The following is a 20,506-nucleotide window of genomic DNA, read 5'->3' as shown; positions in this document are numbered from 1 at the left end:
TGCGTGTCACCTCATCTGTCGAATTTGCCCTGATAAATATCTTTGATGTTCCAGTGGCCCGGGGTGGGCACCGGCTCGTTGACCATCGGCACGTCGATCACCGCGGGGCGGCGGCGCTGGACGGCCGACTTGAGGGCGACGGTGAGATCGCCGGGTTCCGCCACCGTGTAGCCGTCGGCGCCGCAGGCGCGTCCGAGGGCGGCGAAGTCGGGGCTGTACGGGTTGCCGTCCGGGTCGAGGAAGTCGCACCCGTAGCTGCGGCCGAAGAAACTCGACTGCAGGTCGGAGATCGTGCCGTGGGCACGGTTGTTCATCACCAGGAAGATCACCGGCAGGCCCTGCTCGACCGCCATCGGCAGCGCCGGCAGCTGGGCGCTCATGCCGCCGTCGCCGATCAGCGCCACCACGACCCGCTCCGGCTGGGCCAGTTGCACGCCGAGGGCGGCGGCCGGCCCGAAGCCCATGGTGGAGGCGCCGCCCGGGGTGATGAACCGGCCGTCGGCCGGCAGCGGATAGCACTGCGCGACGCCGTTCTTGTTCCAGCCGACGTCGGTGACGAGCACGGCGTCGGACGGCAGGCACGCGCGGACGTCGGCCAGGATCCGCTCGGGCCGCAGCGGGAACTGGTCGCTGCGGCCGCGTTCGGCGCTGGCCGCGAACAACTCGGCCCGCGCGGCCTTCAAAGAAGCGCGGAGTTGCGCTCGGCCGGTTCCGTCCGGCTTCATTTGCCGTACGGCGGTGAGCACGCGCCCGACCGCGAGGGCCGCATCAGCGACGGCGCCGATCTCGACCGGGTAGTTGCGGCCGATCTCGGCCGGGTCGATGTCGATCTGGATGAGCCGGGACGGCGGGAAGCGCCACGTGTACTCGGGATCCCAGGAACTCGAGTCGGTTTCGGCGAACCGGGTGGCTATCGCGAGGACGACATCGGCGTTCCGGGCGTACTCGTTGGTCTCCGTCAAGCCCCAGAAACCGGTCATGCCCATGACGAGCGGATGGTCGTCGGGCAGGGTTCCCTTGGCCATCAGCGAGTGGGCGACCGGGATGTCGAGGTGTTCGGCGAGTTCCTTGAGGGCTGCGTTGTCCCGGAGGCCGCCGCCGACGTAGATCAGCGGTCGCTCCGCTTCCACCAGCGCGGTGGCGATCCTCTTCGCGTCCGGTTCGGGCAGATCAGGCTTCGCCGCGCTGATCGGCAGCGGATACTCCCCGCCGGGCGCGTCGCGGTTGAAGATGTCCATCGGGACGTTGAGCAGGACGGCGCCGGAGCGTCCGCTGGTGGCGGTCCAGAAGGCGCGCTCGGTGAAGCGGGGCAGGTCACCGGCGCGCTGCACGTGCCAGGCCCGCTTGACGAACGGGCGGTAGATGGCGGTCTGGTCGGCGTCCGCGTGCAGGTTGACTTCCTGGTGCGGGTGACGGCCGTACAGGTAGGAGGGGATGTCGCCCGAGATCGCGACCAGCGGGACCGAGTCGAGGGCGGCCGTGGCCACGCCGGTGACGGCGTTCATCATGCCGGGACCGACGTGCATGAGCACGACGCCGGGCTTGCCGGTGGCCCGGGCGTATCCGTCGGCGGCGTGCGCGGCGGTCTGCTCGTGGCGGGCGATGACGAAGTCGATGTCGCTGCGGCCGATCGCGTCGAGCAGGGCGATGTTCGTGTGCCCGCACGTGCCGAAGATGTGCGTGACGCCGTAGCTCGCGAGCTGATCGACCAGGGCGTCGGCGGCCGTACGTGTCATCAGTTCTCTCCCCAGATCGACAGGCCACGCAGGATCAGCGTCTTGACGACGGTGTAGTCCTCGACCATGTGGCGGGGGTCCTCGCGGCCGAAGCCGGAGTCCTTCACCCCGCCGAACGGGACGTGGTCGAGGCGGTAGTTGGACGAGCCGTTGACGATCAGGCCGCCGACCTCGAGCTCGCGCCACGCCGTGAAGATGCGGCCGGCGTCGTTCGTGAAGAGGCCGGCCTGCAGCCCGAAACTGCTTCTGTTGCAGGTCTGCAGCACCGCGTCGAAGTCGTCGAACGGCAGGACCACTACCAGCGCCCCGAAGACCTCTTTGACGACGACCTCGGCGTCCTCCCGCGGGTCGACGACGACAGTGGGGCTCAACGTCGCACCGTCGCGGTTACCGCCGAGGGCGATTTTCCCGCCGCTCTTCGTCGCCCACCCTTGAACGCGTTCAGCGGCCGCCTCGTCCACCATGGAGCCCACATCGGTGCTCGGATCGAGCGGATCACCCACCTGCAGCTTCGCCACCTCACCCGCGAGCCGTTGGACAAATCGGTCTTTCTGCGCGCGGGCCACGTAGATCCGCTGGACCGAGATGCAGCTCTGGCCGGAGTTGCTGTAGCCGGTGCGGGCGCAGACCTTCGCCGCGCGAACGAGATCGGCGTCGTCGCAGACGATGGTGGCCGCGTTGCCACCCAGCTCCAGGACCAGGCGCTTGGCCCCGGCCGCCCGCGCGACCGCCGCGCCCGTCTCGGCGCTGCCGGTGAAGCTGATGACGGCCACCTCGGGGGCGGCACACAACTCGGCGCCGACCTCTCCCCCGCCGTGCAGGAGCTGGACGGCCTCGACCGGGGCGCCCGCGTCGAGCAGCAGTGAGACGACCGCCGCGGACGCGGCCGGGGCCTGCGGCGGGGCCTTGACGATCGTGCTGTTGCCGGCCGCGAACGAGGCGCCCAGCTTGTGGGCGAGCAGGTTGGCCGGGGCGTTGAACGGCGTGATGGCCAGCGCCACCCCGGCCGGCGCACGGTAGGTCATCGCGGTGTTGCCGGCGCCGCGCGCCCAGCCGGCGACCGGGAGGACGTCGCCGCCGATGTCGCGGGCGGCCGCCGCGCAGACCGCGAACGTGTCGGCCACCCGGTCGAGCTCGCCGAGGCCGTCGCGCAGCGGCTTGCCCAGTTCCAGGGCGAGCAGCCGGGCGATCGCGGCGCGGCGCTCGATGGCGAGGACGGACGCCCGATCGAGGACGGCCGCTCGTGTGGCGGGGGCGAGCCGGGCCACCGTACGAGAACCGGCTTTGGCGTATTCGGCGGCGGCGCGGGCGTCGCCCGGCTCGGCGACGCGGGCGCTGCTCACGACCGTACGGACGAAAGGCCCCACACGCTCGAGGCCGGGCCCTTCAGAGATCCATTTTCCACCGAGGAGCGTCGGTGTTCGTTCGACCATCTGCGCCTCCTCTTCCTAAACGGTCCACTAGACGGACCGTAAGAGCGAGTTCTGGACCGCTGTGCGGACTCCGGTGTAACGTACGGTTGGCCGCCAGCGGAAGGCAAGAGGGTGACGCCAGAATCAGGGGCAGTCTTTTCGAGAGAGAGGGAGCCACCGTGACCCGCGACGAGAGCGCCGCCGACGGCTCGGGCGTCCGCAGCGTCCAGCGAGCGCTGGACATCCTGTCCCTGCTGAGCGAGGACCGGCCGCTGATCGCCGTACGCGACATCGTCGCCGCGACCGGCCTGGCCAAGACCACAGTGATCCGGCTCGTGCAGACCCTCGAACAGAGCGGACTGCTGTGGGCGACGAACTCCGGATACATGGCCGGGCCCGGCCTGTGGCGGTGGGCGCACCTGGCCCGCCGCAGCTGGGAACTGCCACCCGAAACCCAGCGGATGATGCGGGAACTGGCCGCCCGCGAACGCGAGACGGTGAACGTCTACGTCGCCCGCGACATCGTCCGCGTCTGCATCGCCCAGCAGGAGAGCCCGCAGCCGCTGCGGCACGTCGTGCACGTCGGCGACGAACTGCCCATGTGGGCCGGCGCCTCGGCCAAGGTGCTCCTGCGCAACGCCCCCGACCCCCTGCTCGAACGGATCGCCGCGTCCTCCCCGTACGGCGAAGGCCACGTCCGCCGCATGCGCGAGTGGATCGACGAGGCCGACCAGCAGGGCTACGCGACCAGCCACGGCGAGCGCGAGAACGGCCTGTCCGCCGTGGCCGTGCCGATCCTCGGCCGTTCGGGCACGGTGGTGGCCGCCCTCACCCTGAGCGGGCCGACCGTGCGCTTCGGCGAGGAACGGGTCGCCGCGTTCGCCGAGGCGCTGCTCAAAGCGGCCGCCCAGATGAACGAGCGCGGCTTCGACCATCCGCTGTTCTGAACTACATCTGCTGCTACGGGAGGAGTACCGCTGATGCCCGACCGGCCGCTCGACGGTGTCCGCGTCCTCGACCTCACCAACGTCCTGGCCGGCCCCTACTGCACCTATCATCTGGCGCTGCTCGGGGCCGAGGTACTGAAGATCGAGATGCCGGGACGGGGCGACCTGGCCCGCCAGCTCGGCCCGGACCCGGCCCTCAACCGGGCCCGGCTGGGCGCGTCCTTCCTCGCGCAGAACGCGGGCAAGAAGTCGGTGGAGCTCGACCTGAAGGAGCCGGCCGACCGGGCCGTGTTCACCGAACTGGTCGAACACGCCGACGTGCTGGTGGAGAACTACCGGGCGGGCGTCATGGACCGGCTCGGGCTCGGCTGGGCCCAGCTGCGCCCGCTCAACCCCCGGCTGGTGTACTGCGCGATCACCGGCTTCGGCCAGTCGGGCCCGCTGAGCCAGGCACCCGCGTACGACCAGATCATCCAAGGCCTGTCGGGGATGATGAGCGTGACCGGAACACCCGACACGGCCCCACAGCGGGTCGGTTTCCCGGTGGCGGACACGGTCGGCGGGCTCAGCGCGGCCCTGGCCGTGGTGGCGGCGCTGGCCGGCCGGCGCGGCGCCTACCTCGACGTGTCCATGCTGGAGGCCTCGATGTCGGCGATGGGGTGGGCGGTCTCCAACTACGTGGTCAGCGGCGCCGAACCCCAGCCGATGGGCGACCAGAACGCGACGGCGGCCCCCTCGGGCACGTTCGAGACGGCGGACGGCCCGCTGAACATAGCGGCGAACCGCCAGGAACAGTTCGAGACGTTGTGCCGCCTGGTGGACCGGCCGGGATTGCTCACGGATCCCCGCTTCGCGGAAAGGGAGAGCCGCAAGGAACATAGGGAGGCGCTGAACGAGGCACTGAACGAGGCATTGCGAGCTCGCCCGGCAGCGGAGTGGGAGCGGATCCTGCCGGCGGCCGGGGTGCCGGCGGCCCGCATCCTGACGGTTCCGCAGGCGGTCGAGTCGCCGCAGCTGGCCGGGCGGGGCTTCTTCACGGAACTGCAGCCACCTGACGGCGTCGACCGGCGGCTGAAAGTCAGCGGCAGCGGCGTACTCATCGACGGGGAACAGTTGCGGCCGGTGTCGCCCCCGCCGACATTGGGCGAACACAACGAGGAGCTGCCCGCTTTGCTGCGGCGCTGGCGCACATCGTCCGTTGCCGAAAACGCAGCCCGATAGAGGGCCGTGCCTGCCTTCGCAGTGCCCGGCTTCGCAGTGCCCACCCGCGCAGTGCCCACCCGCGTGGAGGCCGCTCTCGCAGCGCCCGCCCGTGTAGAGGCCGCCCTCGCAGCGCCCACCCGCGCAGCGCCCACCCGCGTGGAGGCCGCCCTCGCAGCGCCCGCCCGTGTAGAGGCCGCCCTCGCAGCACCCACCCGCGTGGAGGCCGCCCTCGCAGCGCCCGCCCGTGTAGAGGCCGCCCTCGCAGTGGCTGCCCAGCCGACGCCCGCCCAGCCAACGCCCGCCCAGCCAACGCCCGCCCTCCCAGGGGGAGCCCCCGCTGGTCATTCTCCCGGAATTTGCACGATCGCGCCTCGGGGCCTGTGGACAACCGCCGACTGTGGATAACCGCTTATTCACGGCGGCTCCCGGTCAACCTCTCGAAGTCGGCGTACATCAGCTCCTCGTCCGGCGACAGCCCGGTGAACAGCCGAAACGACGCGGCAGCCTGGTAGACCACCATGCCGCCGCCGTCGGCGACCCGGCAGCCCCGCGCGCGGGCGGCCCGGATCAGCCCCGTCTCCAGCGGCCGGTAGATCACGTCGGCCACCCACAGCGAGGCCCGCAGATGCGAATCCGCGACCGGCATGCCCGGATGTCCTTCCATACCGATCGGCGTCGCGTTGACGAGCCCGTCCGCGTCGGCCAGCCGCGACGGCACTTCGCTGGGTGCGATCACCTCGACGGACGTGTCGGTGCTCCCGGTGATGGCCTCGGCCAGCCTCTGGGCCCGTGCGGCGTCCAGGTCGGCCAGCGTCAGCAGCCGGGTTCCGGTTCCGGCGATCGCGGAGGCCACTGCCGCACCCGCCCCACCGGCACCGATCTGGACGACGTGACCGGTGGCGACGCCGGGCAACTGCCGGGCCAGTCCGGAGGCGAAGCCGTACCGGTCGGTGTTGTGCCCTGTCGCCCGCGAGCCGTCGAAGAGCACGGTGTTGACGGCACCGAGCTGGGCCGCCTCGGGCGAGAGCTCGTCGAGGAACTTCAGGACCTCTTGCTTGTACGGATGGGTGACGTTGACCCCGCGGAATCCGAGCCGCCGAGCCGCGACGAGCAGGTCGCCGATGTCGAGGCCGAGCAGTGACGGGTCGATGAGCTGGTAGAGGTAGCGCAGACCCTGCCGGTCGGCTTCGAGCTCGTGCAGCGCGGGGCTCATGGACGTACCGATGTTCGCGCCGATCAAGCCGACCAGGAAACGACGGTCCACGTGTGTCTCCAGTTCTTTGTACGAACCAGTACGTTAGTTATTCTCGCCGGACCGGTGCCCTGTCAAGACCGCTCGGGAGATCAGACGAGATCGATGCCGTCCTCGGCCACATCCGGGCCGGTGGCGGCATTCGTGTTGTTCAGATGCCCGTACCGGAAGCGCGTCCCGGGATGCCGCGCGAAGTGCGGCCGCGAGTCCGCCATCGGCAGATGCCCCATGCCGGCCGCGCTCCCCGCCCGCCCGGTCATGCGAGCCAACTCGTCCTCCGTCGCGAAGGTGCCGTCCACCAGCACCTCATCAGCACCGGCGATGAAGCCGTCGAACTCCGCGGTCCAGGCGGGCAGGCAGGTGGCATAGACAAACTCCGGATGCCGACCCTCGCCGGGAGCTGGCGCGGCGCCGCCCGCCGAATCCGCACCGTTTGAAGGGCAGACGCCGCCCGCCGCACCCGCGTCGTTTGAAGGGCAGACGCCGCCTGCCGGACCTGCGCCGCTTGAAGGGCGGACGCCGCCCGCCGGATGGGCTCCGTCTGCCGGGTGAGTGGAGAGCCGCAAGGCTGACACCCAGTCGTCGCCCGGCAGGTGAGCGGCGTAGCGCGGTCTCTTGGTGCCGACGGTCGTGCGCTGGACCTTCAGGCCCCCGTCGAGGGTCAGGTCGGTGAGGAGGTCGCGCCATTCGGCATTGGTGTACGCGGCGAGCAGCGCCCGGAACGGTGCCAGTGCGGTGGTGACGGCGCTGGTCGCGTACACAATGAGCGAAGTCGCCTCTCTCAGCGAGAGCAGGCCGATGGTGTGATCGAGCTCGGCCGTGGTGAGAAGCACGCCGCGTAGGGGCGTCTCGCGGAGGCCGGGGCCGGGGCGCAGCTCGGGTGTGGCGATGAGCTGGGTGCGGATGTCGGGCGAGGCGTTGATCAGGTACCAGGCGCGGCCGTCGCCCGAGACCGCCACCGAGTCCTGCGACTGCACATGGCCTCGGCGGCAGGTTTCGCAGGCGCAGTTCCATTGCGGGCAGCCGCCGCCGGCCGCGCTTCCCAGCACGCGAACCCTCACCAGCGCCACCCCGAACGCACGGGCCGCCCCGAAAGCAGACGCCACCCCGAAAGCAGACGCCACCCCGAAAGCACGCGCCACCCCGAAAGCACGCGCCGCCCGGAAAGCACGCGCCGCCCGGAAAGCACGCGCCACCCCAAAAACGCGCGCCATCTCGAAAGCGCGCGCCGTCCGGAGAGCACGCGCCACCCCGAAAGCGCGCGCCGTCCCCAAGGCAGACGCCGCCAGGAAAGCGCCCGACGCCCCGAAAGCGATCCTCGACCGAACAGCGCGAAAACAGCCGACCCCGAGCACCTGCCGGTGGCGTTCATCGGTAGCGCCGCGGAGTCACGGCCGGGCGGGTGCCGCCCGAGGGCACCAGGTCGCGGTGGTGTGGGGACAGGGTGCAGACCGGGTCGGTGGCCGCCGCGTCGCCGGTCAGCTGGTAGGCCTGGCAGCGGCAACCGCCGAAGTCGAGGTCGCGCAGGTCGCAGGAGCGGCACGGGTCGGGCATCCACGCGGTGCCGCGGAAACGGTTGAACAGCTCCGAGTCGAACCAGATCTGCTCGAGCGAGCCGCTCGGTTTCGGGCCCGGAAGCTGGTCGGCCGCCAGGCACGGCAGCACCGTGCCCGACGGGTTGACCGCGAACTGGCGGGAACCCCAGCCGTTCATGCACGGTTTCGGGCGGCCCGTGTGGTGGTCCGGGCGGACGTACACGATCTCCATGTCGTAGCGGCCGTGCACCCGCGCCGCCGCCTCGTCCGCGTGGTGGATCTGGGCCGCCGTCGGCATGATGGCGGCGCGGTTGCGCAGGCCCCAGCCGTAGTACTGGGTGTGTGCCAGCTCGAGCCGGGACGCGCCGAGGCTCGCGGCGAAGGCGGCGATCTCCTCCAGGGCGTCGACGTTGCCGGCGTGCAGGACCACGTTGACCGTCAGGGGCAGGCCGGCTTCGCGGACCAGGGCGGCCGCCGCGATCTTGCGGTGGTGGGCGCGCAGCCCGGCGATGGCGTCGGCGGCGGTCGCGTCGGCGTGCTGGACGGAGAGCTGCACGTGGTCGATTCCGGTCAGCCGGCGTGCGGTGAGGCCGACGCCGCTGGTGATGAGGTTCGTGTACATGCCGAGCCGGCGCGCGTGGGCCGCCAGTTCCGGCAGCTCGGGCCGCAACACCGGTTCCCCACCGGAGAAATGCATGTGGAGTACGCCCAGATCGCGGGCCTGCGTCATCAGCGCGAGCCACCCCTCCGCGCTCATCTCGTCCCGGGCAGCCTCCACCGGATTCGAGCAGTAGCCGCAGCTCAGGGGGCACCGATAGGTCAGTTCGGCGACCATCCCCACCGGCAGCGGCGTCCGGTCCAGCCGCTTCCCGGCGACGTTCTGGAGGCACGCCGCCGCACCTGCGTCGATGAAAAGTGGGCGGCCGACCAGATCGGACACGTCGGCCGCGGAGACGCCGTCGTATTCGGCCGCCAGGATCTTGACGATCTCGGCCAGATCTCGGCGGCCGTCGCATGCCCGGACGACGTCGGCCGCCGGTCCGTCCAGCAGCAGGCTCCCCTCCGGGTAGAGCAGCGCGTCCACGTCCCGCACCGGATCATGGACGAGCCGTACCCCCTGGGCCAGCCCCGGCCTGGTAATCGATGGCATCGAGCATCGCCCCCAGCACGTCACATTTGAACGCCAGCGCTTTGACCGCCGCGATCTGCATATCCTTCGTACGGCAATGTGTCAGCACCAGATCGAGCGTGTAGCGCGCGTCGTCGCGTACCACCGGAATGCGATTCTCGAAATAGGTGTAGCCGTCCGGTTTGATCCAGTCGTAATGCTTCCGCCAGGCCACGACGCGGGCCGCCATGAGCGTGGGCGAGAACATTTCGGTGAGCGCCGCGGCGGCCGCTTCGGTCCACGGCTTCTCCCGGCAGAATTGCAGATATCCGTCCACCGCGAACCGGGTCCCCCGAGCAACGTACCGCTCGTCGAGCAGGGATTCCCGGGACAGCCCGACCGCGTCCCCGAGCACCAGCCAGTCCTCGGTCGCACGGTCGTGGAAGACGACACGGGAAAGCCACTGCCGCCGAACAGCGGGCAGCGGGCAATTCGCGATGACGGCCGCGTTCTTCCGGGCCAGGATCTGCTGGTAGTACCACCGATTGGCCACCCACGAGCGAACCTCGCCGGGGCCGCACTCCCCCGCGTGCAACCGTACGTGGAACGGATGCCCGTCCCAATAGCGCGGCGCGAGGGAGCGCAGCTCGGCGGCGAAAGCCTCGCGGCTCAGCGCTTCGTGAGCCACGGGCGGTCGACTCCGGCGTAACCCGAGATCTCCGCGCGCGACTCCAGGCATTCCGTACGCGGCTTGGTCCAGGTTTTCTTCTTCTCCATGGCGATCCCTTTCATACGCAGAACGGAATCTTGCCCATGGCGGACAGGATTCCGTTGACGACGTGTTTCTTGAAAAAGGCCTGACCCGCGAAACCCGACCCGTCGATGTACGCCTGCGAGTCGTGCCCGAGGGCTGTCACCCACGACCGGCCGCCGTCGTAGTACTGGCACCACGAAATGGGATGGAACCGGCCGTGCCCGGGGTGGGTGTTCGATGTCGTGGCCAGCGACGCCTCGTCCACCGCGAGCAGAAATTTGACCCGGGTCGGGAAGGGCATCCAGTTGTACCACTCGTCCTTGAACTCCCATCGCGGCGGCAGCCCCTGGGTGGACGAGTCCTTGGTGAGCGTGACGACCGTGCCGTTCTGGTTGGCGCCGTGGTCGTAATACTGGGTGCCGCCGCTGAGCCCCTCGTAGTACGGCCAGTTGTATTCGGTGCCGCCGATGGCGTTGTGGATGCCGACGAAACCGCCGCCGGCCCGTACGTACTGCCGCAAGGCCGTTCGGGCCGCGTCGAGGTGCGCCGGTGTGGTCGTGTTGACCGCCGCGTTCGGCTGCACCGCGGTGCCGTGCTTGAACAATGTGTCGCGGCTGGTGCTGCCGAAGACCACCGCCTTGTACGTGCTGCCGATGCCCGGCATGAGCGTGACGTCCTCGGTCCAGTCGACCTGCACCCCGGCCTCGCCCATCCATTTCACGATGGCGTTCTGGAGCACGTGGGCCTCGGTGAGCGCCGGATTGAGACCCGCGGCCAGGGCCGGCCCGAGATGAGCGTGACGGGGCCCGGCCGTACGGGTGTAGAGAAGGATTTTGTCTTGCCGATTGGCGACCCAGGGGTGGTAGGAGGCGGGAACCTGGCCGCGGACGACGTTGTAATAGGGGTCGAAGTATTTCTCCTGGCCGCGCGGAATGTTCGTGGTGATGGGCTCTTTGACTGTCGGTTCCCGGCCGCCCGCGTGCGCCTCGGCCGATCCCGCGGCGGCCGTCGCGCCGACCGCCGCGGCGGTGACCGCCGCGGCGCCTCTGAGGACATTGCGCCTGTTCGTCACTCTGACCCGCCCTTCGGTGGTCCGCCAGGCGGACCCTGCGTTCCGATATAACGGCCGGGCTCAATATAAGGACGATGTTTCGAGCAGCGCAAGCATGGATTACTTTCACTGCGCGTCGTACGCTGCGTACCTCTAGACGGACTTTTAGGTCCGCCGGGCGGACCACTAAGGAGAACGCGATGGAGGTTCGACGCCGCACCGTCATCAAGGGGACGATTGCCGCGGCCGCGCTGGTCGGGGCCGCGCCCTCCCCCGCCACCGCCGCCAAGCCGGCGCAGGCGTGCACCACCCCGGGCGGATCCGACTTCCCCAAGGTCGGCGGCAACTACGGCAACCAGAACTACTCGGCGCTGCGCGACATCAACCAGGGCACCATCCGCCGGCTCGGCGGCGCCTGGGTCAACCGCATCGAGGGCGGCCTCACCACCGGCACCAACCAGAGCACGGCGGTCGCCGTCGACGGGGTGCTCTACATCGAGTCGGCGCTGGGCAACGTGCACGCGGTCGACGGGCGCACCGGGCAGACCAGATGGACGTACACGCAGACCCGCGGCACCGTGACCCGCCGCGGCGTCGCGGTCGGCGCCGGCAAGGTCTTCACCCACGGCAAGGGCAGCTGGATCATCGCGCTCGACCAGGCCACCGGGGCCGTCGTCTGGGAGCGGCAGATCACCGGCTACGGGTCCATGGAGAAGGTCGCCGTCACCTACCACGACGGCCTGCTGCACGTCGGCACCCACGACAGCAACCGGGCCGCCGCGCTCGCGCTCGACGCCACCGACGGTTCGGTCGTCTGGCACTTCTGGGGCGCGCCCGGCCCCGGCGAGCTCGGCAACGACACCTGGGAGGGCGACTCCTGGCAGGTCGGCGGGGCGACGCCGTGGCTGCATCCGGCGCTCGACCCCGAGCTGGGGCTCGTCTACTGGACGTTCGGCAACGCGCGCGGCAGCAACTCGTCGCAGGACGGCTCGGGCCGGGGCGGGCAGAACCTGTTCTCCAGCTCCATCGTCGCCATGGATATCAAGACCGGGAAGTACCGCTGGCACTTCCAATCGGTGCACCACAACATCTGGGACATGGACAATTCGATGGCCCCGGTCCTGGCCGACGTCCGCATTCGCGGCCGCCTGCGCAAAATCGTCGTCTACGGCAGCAAGAGCGGGATGTACTTCATTCTCGACCGTACGGACGGAAGCGCGCCGCTGGGCATCGACGAGATACCCGTACCGCAGGAACCGCGGCAGAAGACGTGGCCCACGCAGCCTTTCCCGCGTCAGGGCGGCTGGGTCGAGAACGAGGTGGTCCCGCAACCGCTGGGCACGTCGGTGCCGGGCGATCCGAACCGGGCCGTGCCGAACTACAAACGCGGCAAGCTGTACGACCCGTTCTGGGACGTTCCGGTGCTGTCCACCCCGGGGCACGGCGGCGGGGCGTGCTGGAACCATCAGTCGTACAGCCACAATTCCGGTCTGGTCTACACCGGTTACGGATATGTGCCGGCGGCCCACTCGCTCTCGGAAAGCAGCAACGGCCTGCGCCCGCCCGGCGAATACCAGACCGGCGGCGTCGTCGCGGTCGACCCGGCGACGAACAGGGTGCGCTGGCGGCGGCGCATGCCGTATTCGCTCGCCCACGGCAACGGCGTGCTCAGCACGGCCGGCGGCCTCATCTTCATCGGTCAGCCCGACGGCAATCTCATCGCCCTGGACGCGTTCAACGGCCGCGAGTTGTGGCGTTTCCAGTGCGGCGCGGCCATCAGCGCCAGTCCCATCATGTACGAGGTGGACGGCACCCAATATCTGTCCGTCTACGCCGGCGGAACCGGAATCCCGTACGGCGACTCCGCCCCGCGCGGCGACTTCCTGTGGACGTTCAAGATCGGCGGCACGGTCGAGCCGGCCCCGGCACCGCCGCCTCCGGTCGTGCGCCGTCCGGTCCAGGGCGGGCCGGTCGAGGGCAGCGTCGTGAACAACACCGTCGTCCTGGCGCGAACCTTCGACCCGGCGACCGGCACGGTGGGCGCGATCGAGTCGACGGCGGTGAACGGGATGGCCCCCACCCATCTGCGCGTTCCCGCCGGCACCACCGTCACCTTTGAGAATCCCGCCGACAACGTGCACGCGCACGGGGCCACGCAGTTCTTCGAGGGACTGTTCGACATCCGGCTCGAACCCGGCGAGTCTTTCCAGTACACGTTCAACCGTCGCGGCGAGTACTTCTACAACGACTTCCACAGCCCGCGGCCGACCGGCAAGATCGAGGTTTACTAGCCATGACCGACTCCCAGGCCGCGGACTGGTGGGCCACCGCCGTCTCCCGCATCGAGCCGAACGTCATCGAGCTGCGCGGCCTGCCCGTCGCGTCCCTGATCGGTGACATCGCCTTCGGCGAGATGACCTGGCTCATGCTCCGCGGCGCCCGCCCCGCGCCCGGCCAGCTCCGCCTCTTCGAGGCGGCCCTGATCGCCGGGGTGGACCACGGCCCGCACGCCCCGTCGATCGCCGTGGCCCGGATGGCCGCGACCTGCGGGGTCGGTCTCAACAACGCCATGGCCAGCGCCATCAACGTTCTGGGCGACTCGCACGGCGGCGCCGGCGAACAGTGCGTCGAGCTGTTGTCGGAGATCGTCACCCGTGACGTCGCCGCGGACGTGGTCATCGCCGAGTGGCGGGCCCGGGGCATCCGCTACCTGCCCGGCTTCGGCCACCGTTTCCACACCCGCGATCCCCGCCGCGACCCGCTGCTGACCCTGACCGCCGAAGCCGCGGACGCCGGCGTGGTACCCGGCGACCACCTGCGGGCCGCCCTGGCCGTCGAGGAGGCGCTGCACCCCGTACCCATGAACATCGACGGCGCCACCGCCGTCATCTACGCCGAACTCGGCTTCCCGGCCCCGCTCGCGCGCGGCCTGTTCGTCCTCAGCCGCAGCGTCGGCATCCTGGCCCACGCCTGGGAGGAGACCGGACAGGGCCGCCGCAACAAGGGCCCCATCCCACCCTCGATCCGCCCGACCTATCTGGACTAGCTCCGGCTCAGGCCGGGTAGGCGCGGGTCTCGGTGGCCTTGACCGCGGCCCACAGCTCCCGGCCGGGGGCGAGGTCGAGCTGGGTGGCGGCGGCGGGGGTGATGTCGGCGGCGACGCTGATCGGGCCGTCGAGGCGTACGCGAAGGTTGTCGCCGTTGCGTTGCATGTCGGCCAGCACGGCGGGCCACGTGTTGCGCGGGCTGCCGTCCGGGCGCCGGCGGAAGAGGGAGACCGCGGACGGCGGGAACGCCACGAAGGCCGGGCCGTGCACCGGCTCGGTCGTCGCGAGGACGAAACCGCCGGCGAGCTCGACCGCGGTGCCCGTGCCCTGGCCCCGGTAGAGGTTGAGGCCGACGAGCTGGGCGACGTAGTCGGTGCGCGGCTGGGCCGTGATGGTCGCCGCGTCGCCGTCCTGGACCACCCGGCCGCCCTCGACGATCACGAGGCGGTCGGCCAGCACCAGCGCGTCCAGCGGGTCGTGGGTGACCAGCAGGGTCGCGCCGGGGTGGGCGGCGAGATGGCGGTGCAGTTCGGCGCGGGTCTCGAGCCGGGTACGGGCGTCGAGCGCCGCCAGCGGCTCGTCGAGCAGGAGCAGTCGCGGGTCGACGGCCAGCGCCCGGGCGAGAGCCACCCGCTGGGCCTGGCCGCCGGAGAGCTGGCGCGGCTTGCGGCGGGTGTGCTCGGCCAGCCCGACACGCTCCAGCCAGCGGTCGGCGATCTCGTGGGCGGCGCGCCGGTCGACGCCGTGCCGGCGCGGGCCGAAGGCGACGTTGTCGCGCGCGGTCAGGTGCGGGAAGAGCAGGTAGTCCTGGAAGACGACACCGATCGGGCGTCTCTCCGGCGGGGTCCCGGACAGGTCGGCGCCGTCGAGGGTGAAATGCCCGTCGGTGAGGGGGGTGAGCCCGGCGAGCGCCCGCAGCGCGGTGGTCTTTCCGGCGCCGTTCGGCCCGAGCAGGGCGACCGTCTCGCCGGCGCTGATGCTGAGGTCGATGTCGAGGTGGAAGGTGCCTCGCCGCACGACGAGGCGGGCGTCCAGGAAGGTCATGGCGCGGTCAGCCAACGGTCGCGCAGGGCGGCCAGGATCGTGATCGAGACGGCCAGCAGGATCAGGCTGAGCACGACGGCGCCCTCCAAGTCGCCGCTCTCCATGGTCTGGTAGACCGCGAGCGGCATGGTCTGGGTGATGCCGGGATAGTTGCCGGCGAAGGTGATGGTGGCGCCGAACTCGCCCAGCGCCCGGGCCCAGCACAGCACGGCGCCGGCCGCGATGCCCGGGCCGACCAGCGGCAGTGTGACGTGGGTGAACGTGGTCCAGCGGGTCGCGCCGAGGGTGGCGGCGGCCTCCTCGTAGCGGGCGTCGGCGCCGCGCAGCGCACCCTCCACCGAGATGACGAGGAACGGCAGCGCCACGAAGGACTCGGCCACGACGACGCCGGCGGTGGTGAACGGCAGCGAGAAACCGAAGGTGGAGTCGAGCCACTGCCCGACCAGGCCCCGGCGGCCGAGCGCCAGCAGCAGGGCGATGCCGCCGACCACGGGCGGCAGCACCAGCGGGACGGTGACCAGCGCCCGGACCAGGCGCCGGCCCGGGAAGGTAACCCGGGCCAGCAACCAGGCCAGCGGAACCCCGAGGACCAGGCAGAACAGTGTGGCCAGGGTCGCCGTGACGACGGACAGGCGCAGCGCCTGGAGAACGTCGGGCTCGGTCAGCCGCTGGGGCAGGGTGGTCCACGGCACCCGCGCGAGCAGCCCGATCACCGGCAGGATCAGGAAGATCAGGCCGAGAACCGCCGGGAGAAGCAACGGGAAGGGCACGCGGGAGCCGCGGGTTCGGGTCATGATCAGGGCGCCTGGAAGCCGGCTTCCTCGAGCACCTTGGTGCCGTCGGCGGAGAGCACGTAGTCGATGAAGGCCTGGCCGCCGGACGCGTTCCTGGCGTCTTTGAGCAGGACGATCGGGTAGTCGTTGACCGCCTGGGCCGACTCGGGGAACTCGACCGCGCCGACGTCGGCCGCCGCGGCCTTGGCGTCGGTGCGGTAGACCAGCGACGCGTCGACCTCGCCCAGCTTCACCTTGGACAGGGCCGCTTTGACGTCCTGTTCGTAGGTGACCGGCGTGACCTTGACCCCGGCCGCGTCGAGGGCCTTCCCGGCCGCCGCGCCGCAGGGCACCTCCTCGGCGCACAGCGCGACCTTGATGCCCCGGCCGGACAGGTCGGCCAGCGCGCCGATCTTCTTCGGGTTGCCCTTGGCCACCGCGATCACCAGCTGGTTCTTGACGAACGTGGCGGGCGGCCCCGCCGCGTTCCCGGCGCCGGTCACGGCCGTCATGTTCTTGGCAGCGGCCGAGGCGAACACATCGGCCGGCGCGCCCTGGTTGATCTGGGTCGCCAGGGCCGAGCTGCCCGCGAAGTTGAACGTCACGGCCGTGCCCGGATGCGCCGCCTCGAACTGCTTGCCGATCGTGGTGAACGACTCGGTCAGCGAAGCCGCCGCGAAGACCGTGACCGCACCGGTCACCTCGGACGCGCCGGAACCGCTCGCCGGGGTGGTGCTGCCGTCACCGCAGCCGGCGACGCCGAAAGAGATCACCGCGGCCAGCCCGGCCGCCGCGAGGCGAAATGTTCTCAACTGGCCCTCCCCCTGGGCGCCACGGCGGGAGCGGAGCGCTCCACCACCACCGTGGTCGACTTGATCACTGCCACGGCGACCGAGCCGACCTGCAGGTCGAGCTCGTCGGCCGCCTCGCGGCTCATCAGCGACACCACCCGGAACGGGCCGGCCTGAATGTCCACCTGAGCCATCACGGTGTCCCGGACGACGGCGGTCACGATGCCGCGCAGCCGGTTGCGGGCCGACGACTCCCCGCTCTCATGCTCACCGGCCTGGTTACGGACGAAGGCGGCCAGTTCGGCACCGTCGATCTGCCGATGACCGTGCTCGTCGCGCTCGGCGGCCAGCCGCCCTCCGTCCACCCACCGGCGCACGGTGTCCACGCTGACCCCGAGCAGTTCGGCCGCCTCACCGATCCGAAATGTCGTCACGACGATCACCCTAGCGCCGCGCAACTGCGACCGACAGCGACTTAAGGCCATGCATTTGCGATGTCCATCACCGCACCACGGCCGCAGCTGCACCTAGGGCGACGCTCTACGAACCAGTTCCTGAGCCGGCCGACTGCCTCAGGGCAACACCATCAGCTTCCGGCCGTGTGCTGGCTCGGTGGGAATACTCAAAGACGGCGTCTCGGTTCCTGAGTCCTCGGTTTCCGTAGCCGGCCGCACTGCCAGAGCTCCGCCTGGCCGAGGGCGAGTCGCACGGCCTGCCCAGGACGTACCTGAACTTGCTCTACGAGTTGCCGCCCAGTGCGGCGGCGGACTTTACGCGCACCGCTACCGCATGCACATAAGCCGGCAAACAACCGAAACTGGGCGTGCCGCGTTCGCCCAGTTTGGAGTGGGTGTAGCTCCTGCGGCATTGCGAACTCATGGTGAAACGTCTCTGAGCTGCGGAGACGTGGTAATCCACAACATCGCCGCTGTCTGTACGCGGTCCGGAAGATCGCTAAGCAGGTGGGTGAGGCGAGGCGAGAGAAGATCCGTCAGCGGGGGAGACCGAGCGGCTGGCGATCGTCCATGCGACGCCTCGGCCGGAGTTCAAGAGCCGACCGGATGAGAAGCAGGCGGGGAAGCAACGCGGACTGGACGCTGCATGACCTGTCTGCCGGCGCGGCCCGGGCCTCGCTCGCGTCGATCACTGTGACACCAGGCTGTCGAAGAAGGCGGACTTGTGCCTCTCGTAGGCGGCGATGTCCGACCGGGATGCCAGTTTGAGGTCGTTGTAGGCGCGTAGCAGGGCCGGGTCCGAGCTCAGGCGCTGCCAGGCGCGGGTGAAGCGAACGTCGTGTTCGGAGCCGGCCGGGGTCACCGCGACGCCGGTCGGCAGCGGGGCGTTCACGGCGAAGGTGGCCAGGGTCGGCTGCCAGATCTGCGGGTGTACGACGCGGTAGACGCCGCCCAGGAGCTCGACCGCGTGGCCGAACGCCTCCGGGGGCGTACGCAGGTGAAGGTCGACGTCGCCTTTGGTCAGCGCGCCGCGCACGGAACTTCCGCCGACCAGCATCAGTTCATGGGGCACGCCGGCGAGCAGGGTGGCCAGGCGGGCGCGTTCGGTGTTCAGGATCGTGTGTGCCGTCTCGATGAACTCGTCGGAGGGCCGCAGAGGGCTGAATGGGGCGGGGATCCCCGGCGCCGGCGGCGAAGGGAAGGAGCCGGGCGGGACGACCTCGGCGATGGCGAAGCGGCGGGCCAGCCGGAGGATCACCCAGGCGTAGGCCAGCAACACCGGCAGGTCGATCAGGGCCAGCTGCCACGGCATGTCGGTGGCGGTCTCGTCGACGGTGAGGTCCCCGTACGCGGCGGCCAGGCCCGCGCCGATCAGGTTGTTCATGACGTGCAGGGCGATCGCCGCCTCCAGGCCTCCCGTGCGTACGGTCAGCCAGCCCGCGACCGCGCCGAACACGATCAGGTCGGCGAAGCCCCACGGTGTGCCCCAGCCGTGCAGGGAGGCGAAGACGATTGCCTGTACGCCGATGGGCAGCCACGGATTGCCGGTGCCGATCGCCTGCACGAGCCAGCCGCGCGTCAGGTACTCCTCGGCCGCCGCCTGAAGCGGCACGACCAGCACCAACACCAGCATCGACACCGCGAACGGGCCCCAGCCGGCCAGCGCGTCGCCGAGGCCCATGTCCTCGCCGGTGGCCGTGGCCAGGCCCATGCCCGCGGCGAGGAAGACGATGATGGCCCCGCCGGCGACGGGCAGGCAGGTGAGCAGCCAGCGCCGGCGTAGCCGGCCGGTCACCGACGACAGCGTGCCGGCCGGGCGGCGCTGGATCAGCCGGGCGGCGAGCAGGGGCAACGGCAGCAGCGCGGCGATGAGCAGGAACGACGCGGCCAGGGTGGGCAGCGGGCCGAACGCCGGGACGCCGTCGGCGTCCTCCGGGCGGCCGGCGATCAGGGCGGCCAGCGTGACGGCGAAGAAGCCGGCGATCGCCACGATGACGCCGGCGACGACGATGAACAGGGTGCCGAGGACCGGCTGCCACCACCGGAAGGCGAGGGTCCGGGCGAGCCGGTGGTACGGGGTGGCCGGGGCCGGGGCGATCACCATGGTCACAGTGTTGGCGGGGCATGCAAATCGGGGCCGGGCGGCTGCCGTCGTTTGCCGGCACGGCCGTACCGAAACCAAGGTCTTTGCATTGACGACAGTCCATTGAATGATCCGGCACCGGTCCCGGCCGCGGCATCGAAGGCCGGCCACCGGCGGGCACTGAACCGGTAAAGATACCTTCACTTTCCGACCTCGCCCATGGCATTGACATTCTTAAATGCCTGTCCCTATGGTCGGCCCAGGTAAGCGCTTACCTATCGCCCCCTGAGAACCGGAAGGATTCCCCCATGTCCGCTCCTCACCTTCGTCGCCGCACCGTCCTCGCGGCGATGTCCGCCAGTGTTCTGGCGGTCGGCGGCGTCACGGTCGCCAGCCAACTCGAGGCGTCCGCCGCCGAGAACAGCCCGGTCGGTTTCGCCAGCCTCAACGGCGGCACCACCGGCGGCTCGTCGAGCACGGTCGTCACCGTGACAAGCGCTTCCGCCCTCAAATCGGCGCTCAGCTCGAGCACGTCGCAAACGGTCCGCGTCTCCGGCCTCATCGCGATTTCCGGGATGTACACCGTGGCCTCGAACAAAACCGTCATCGGCGTCGGCTCGGGCTCCGGAATCACCGGCGGCGGCCTCAACCTGTCCGGCGTCCGCAACATCATCCTGCGGAACCTGGTCTTCCGCAACGCGAGCGACGACTCGATCAACGTGCAGACCAACACCACGAACGTCTGGATCGACCACAACGATCTGGCGAACGGTTACGACGGCCTCATCGACATCAAACGCGGCTCCGACTTCATCACCGTTTCCTGGAACCGCCTGCACGACCACGACAAGTCCATGCTGCTCGGCCACAGCGACGACAACGGCTCGCAGGACATCGGCCATCTGCGCGTGACCTATGTGCACAACTGGTTCGACGGCACCAATCAGCGCCACCCGCGCGTGCGTTTCGGCAACCCCGTCCACGTGCTGAACAACTACTACAGCAACATCGGCTCGTACGGCGTCGCCTCCACCGAGAACGCCGGTGTCTTCGTCGAACGCAACTACTTCGAGAACGTCAAGAGCCCGACGGTCACCCAGACCGGCGATTCCGCCGCCGGCAACCTGAAGGTCCTCAACAACTACAAGGTGAATTCCGGCACCGAACAGGTCCGCAACGGCGCCGGCGTCGCCGCGATCCCCTACTCCTACACGCCGGAGGCCAACAACACCGTCAAGGCCACCGTCACCGCGGGTGCCGGCACCGGCAAGATCTGACCATTCCCGTACGGGGGCGAGCCCGTTCCTCATTCCCG

At 70.2% G+C, this 20,506-nt stretch carries 17 protein-coding genes; 5 read left to right on the top strand and 12 right to left on the bottom strand.

What is annotated here, in order from left to right:
- Positions 1 to 11: 11 nt before the first annotated feature.
- Entirely contained in the window at positions 12 to 1,736 is a 1,725-nt protein-coding gene (locus tag ACGFJ7_RS34245; protein WP_392645920.1) for a thiamine pyrophosphate-binding protein, read from the bottom strand.
- Positions 1,736 to 3,169, bottom strand: coding sequence for an aldehyde dehydrogenase family protein (locus tag ACGFJ7_RS34240; protein ID WP_392645918.1), 1,434 nt, complete (start codon positions 3,167 to 3,169; stop codon positions 1,736 to 1,738). Before ACGFJ7_RS34240 ends, ACGFJ7_RS34245 begins: the two co-directional genes overlap by 1 nt.
- A 158-nt stretch (positions 3,170 to 3,327) precedes the next feature.
- Between ACGFJ7_RS34240 and ACGFJ7_RS34235 the strand changes: the two genes are divergently transcribed.
- Both ACGFJ7_RS34235 and ACGFJ7_RS34230 read left to right on the top strand, forming a co-directional pair.
- On the top strand, positions 3,328 to 4,095 hold the full coding sequence (locus ACGFJ7_RS34235; protein ID WP_360257473.1) for an IclR family transcriptional regulator: 768 nt from the start codon (positions 3,328 to 3,330) through the stop codon (positions 4,093 to 4,095).
- Between the two features lie 33 nt (positions 4,096 to 4,128).
- Positions 4,129 to 5,316, top strand: a complete 1,188-nt coding sequence (locus ACGFJ7_RS34230) for a CaiB/BaiF CoA transferase family protein (protein ID WP_392645916.1) — start codon at positions 4,129 to 4,131, stop codon at positions 5,314 to 5,316.
- A 391-nt stretch (positions 5,317 to 5,707) separates the two neighbouring features.
- Here the strand turns inward: ACGFJ7_RS34230 and ACGFJ7_RS34225 are convergent, their stop codons facing one another.
- From ACGFJ7_RS34225 to ACGFJ7_RS34205, 5 genes are all read right to left on the bottom strand, one after another.
- A complete protein-coding gene (locus ACGFJ7_RS34225) occupies positions 5,708 to 6,562 on the bottom strand; it encodes a shikimate dehydrogenase (RefSeq protein WP_392645914.1) in 855 nt (284 codons plus the stop codon).
- Between the two features lie 80 nt (positions 6,563 to 6,642).
- The gene (locus ACGFJ7_RS34220; protein WP_392645912.1) at positions 6,643 to 7,611 is read right to left on the bottom strand and encodes an MBL fold metallo-hydrolase; all 969 of its coding nucleotides are present in this window, start codon (positions 7,609 to 7,611) and stop codon (positions 6,643 to 6,645) included.
- Between the two features lie 307 nt (positions 7,612 to 7,918).
- Positions 7,919 to 9,235 carry a pyrroloquinoline quinone biosynthesis protein PqqE gene (gene pqqE / locus ACGFJ7_RS34215; protein WP_392645911.1) on the bottom strand — a complete coding sequence of 439 codons (1,317 nt, stop codon included), beginning with the start codon at positions 9,233 to 9,235 and terminating at the stop codon, positions 7,919 to 7,921.
- On the bottom strand, positions 9,183 to 9,881 hold the full coding sequence (locus ACGFJ7_RS34210) for a pyrroloquinoline quinone biosynthesis protein C (protein ID WP_392645909.1): 699 nt from the start codon (positions 9,879 to 9,881) through the stop codon (positions 9,183 to 9,185). Before ACGFJ7_RS34210 ends, pqqE begins: the two co-directional genes overlap by 53 nt.
- Positions 9,882 to 9,981: 100 nt before the next feature.
- Positions 9,982 to 11,019, bottom strand: coding sequence for a ThuA domain-containing protein (locus tag ACGFJ7_RS34205; RefSeq protein WP_392645907.1), 1,038 nt, complete (start codon positions 11,017 to 11,019; stop codon positions 9,982 to 9,984).
- A 179-nt stretch (positions 11,020 to 11,198) separates the two neighbouring features.
- Here ACGFJ7_RS34205 and ACGFJ7_RS34200 point away from each other — a divergent pair, with 179 nt between their 5' ends.
- Complete coding sequence (locus ACGFJ7_RS34200) at positions 11,199 to 13,289, top strand: PQQ-binding-like beta-propeller repeat protein (RefSeq protein ID WP_392645905.1); 2,091 nt, start codon at positions 11,199 to 11,201, stop codon at positions 13,287 to 13,289.
- A 2-nt stretch (positions 13,290 to 13,291) separates the two neighbouring features.
- Positions 13,292 to 14,044, top strand: a complete 753-nt coding sequence (locus ACGFJ7_RS34195; RefSeq protein WP_392645903.1) for a citryl-CoA lyase — start codon at positions 13,292 to 13,294, stop codon at positions 14,042 to 14,044.
- A gap of 7 nt (positions 14,045 to 14,051) precedes the next feature.
- Here the strand turns inward: ACGFJ7_RS34195 and ACGFJ7_RS34190 are convergent, their stop codons facing one another.
- From ACGFJ7_RS34190 to ACGFJ7_RS34170, 5 genes are all read right to left on the bottom strand, one after another.
- Positions 14,052 to 15,089, bottom strand: coding sequence for an ABC transporter ATP-binding protein (locus ACGFJ7_RS34190; RefSeq protein ID WP_360257494.1), 1,038 nt, complete (start codon positions 15,087 to 15,089; stop codon positions 14,052 to 14,054).
- Positions 15,086 to 15,883, bottom strand: coding sequence for an ABC transporter permease (locus ACGFJ7_RS34185; protein ID WP_360257496.1), 798 nt, complete (start codon positions 15,881 to 15,883; stop codon positions 15,086 to 15,088). Before ACGFJ7_RS34185 ends, ACGFJ7_RS34190 begins: the two co-directional genes overlap by 4 nt.
- 2 nt (positions 15,884 to 15,885) lie before the next feature.
- Entirely contained in the window at positions 15,886 to 16,674 is a 789-nt protein-coding gene (modA, locus tag ACGFJ7_RS34180) for a molybdate ABC transporter substrate-binding protein (RefSeq protein WP_392645900.1), read from the bottom strand.
- Positions 16,671 to 17,087, bottom strand: coding sequence for a TOBE domain-containing protein (locus ACGFJ7_RS34175; protein WP_360257501.1), 417 nt, complete (start codon positions 17,085 to 17,087; stop codon positions 16,671 to 16,673). The genes modA and ACGFJ7_RS34175 overlap by 4 nt, the downstream gene beginning before the upstream one ends.
- Positions 17,088 to 17,796: 709 nt before the next feature.
- The gene (locus ACGFJ7_RS34170) at positions 17,797 to 19,212 is read right to left on the bottom strand and encodes a CPBP family intramembrane glutamic endopeptidase (protein WP_392645898.1); all 1,416 of its coding nucleotides are present in this window, start codon (positions 19,210 to 19,212) and stop codon (positions 17,797 to 17,799) included.
- 287 nt (positions 19,213 to 19,499) lie between these two features.
- On the opposite strand from ACGFJ7_RS34170, the gene ACGFJ7_RS34165 reads away from it, so the two are divergent.
- Complete coding sequence (locus tag ACGFJ7_RS34165) at positions 19,500 to 20,468, top strand: polysaccharide lyase family 1 protein (RefSeq protein WP_392645897.1); 969 nt, start codon at positions 19,500 to 19,502, stop codon at positions 20,466 to 20,468.
- Positions 20,469 to 20,506 lie beyond the last annotated feature (38 nt).

The sequence above is a fragment of the Actinoplanes sp. NPDC048988 genome, assembly GCF_043197815.1.
In the GTDB taxonomy this organism is placed as follows: domain Bacteria; phylum Actinomycetota; class Actinomycetes; order Mycobacteriales; family Micromonosporaceae; genus Actinoplanes.
Note: the sequence above shows the minus strand (reverse complement) of the source record. Positions and strands in the feature narration are given on the sequence as shown.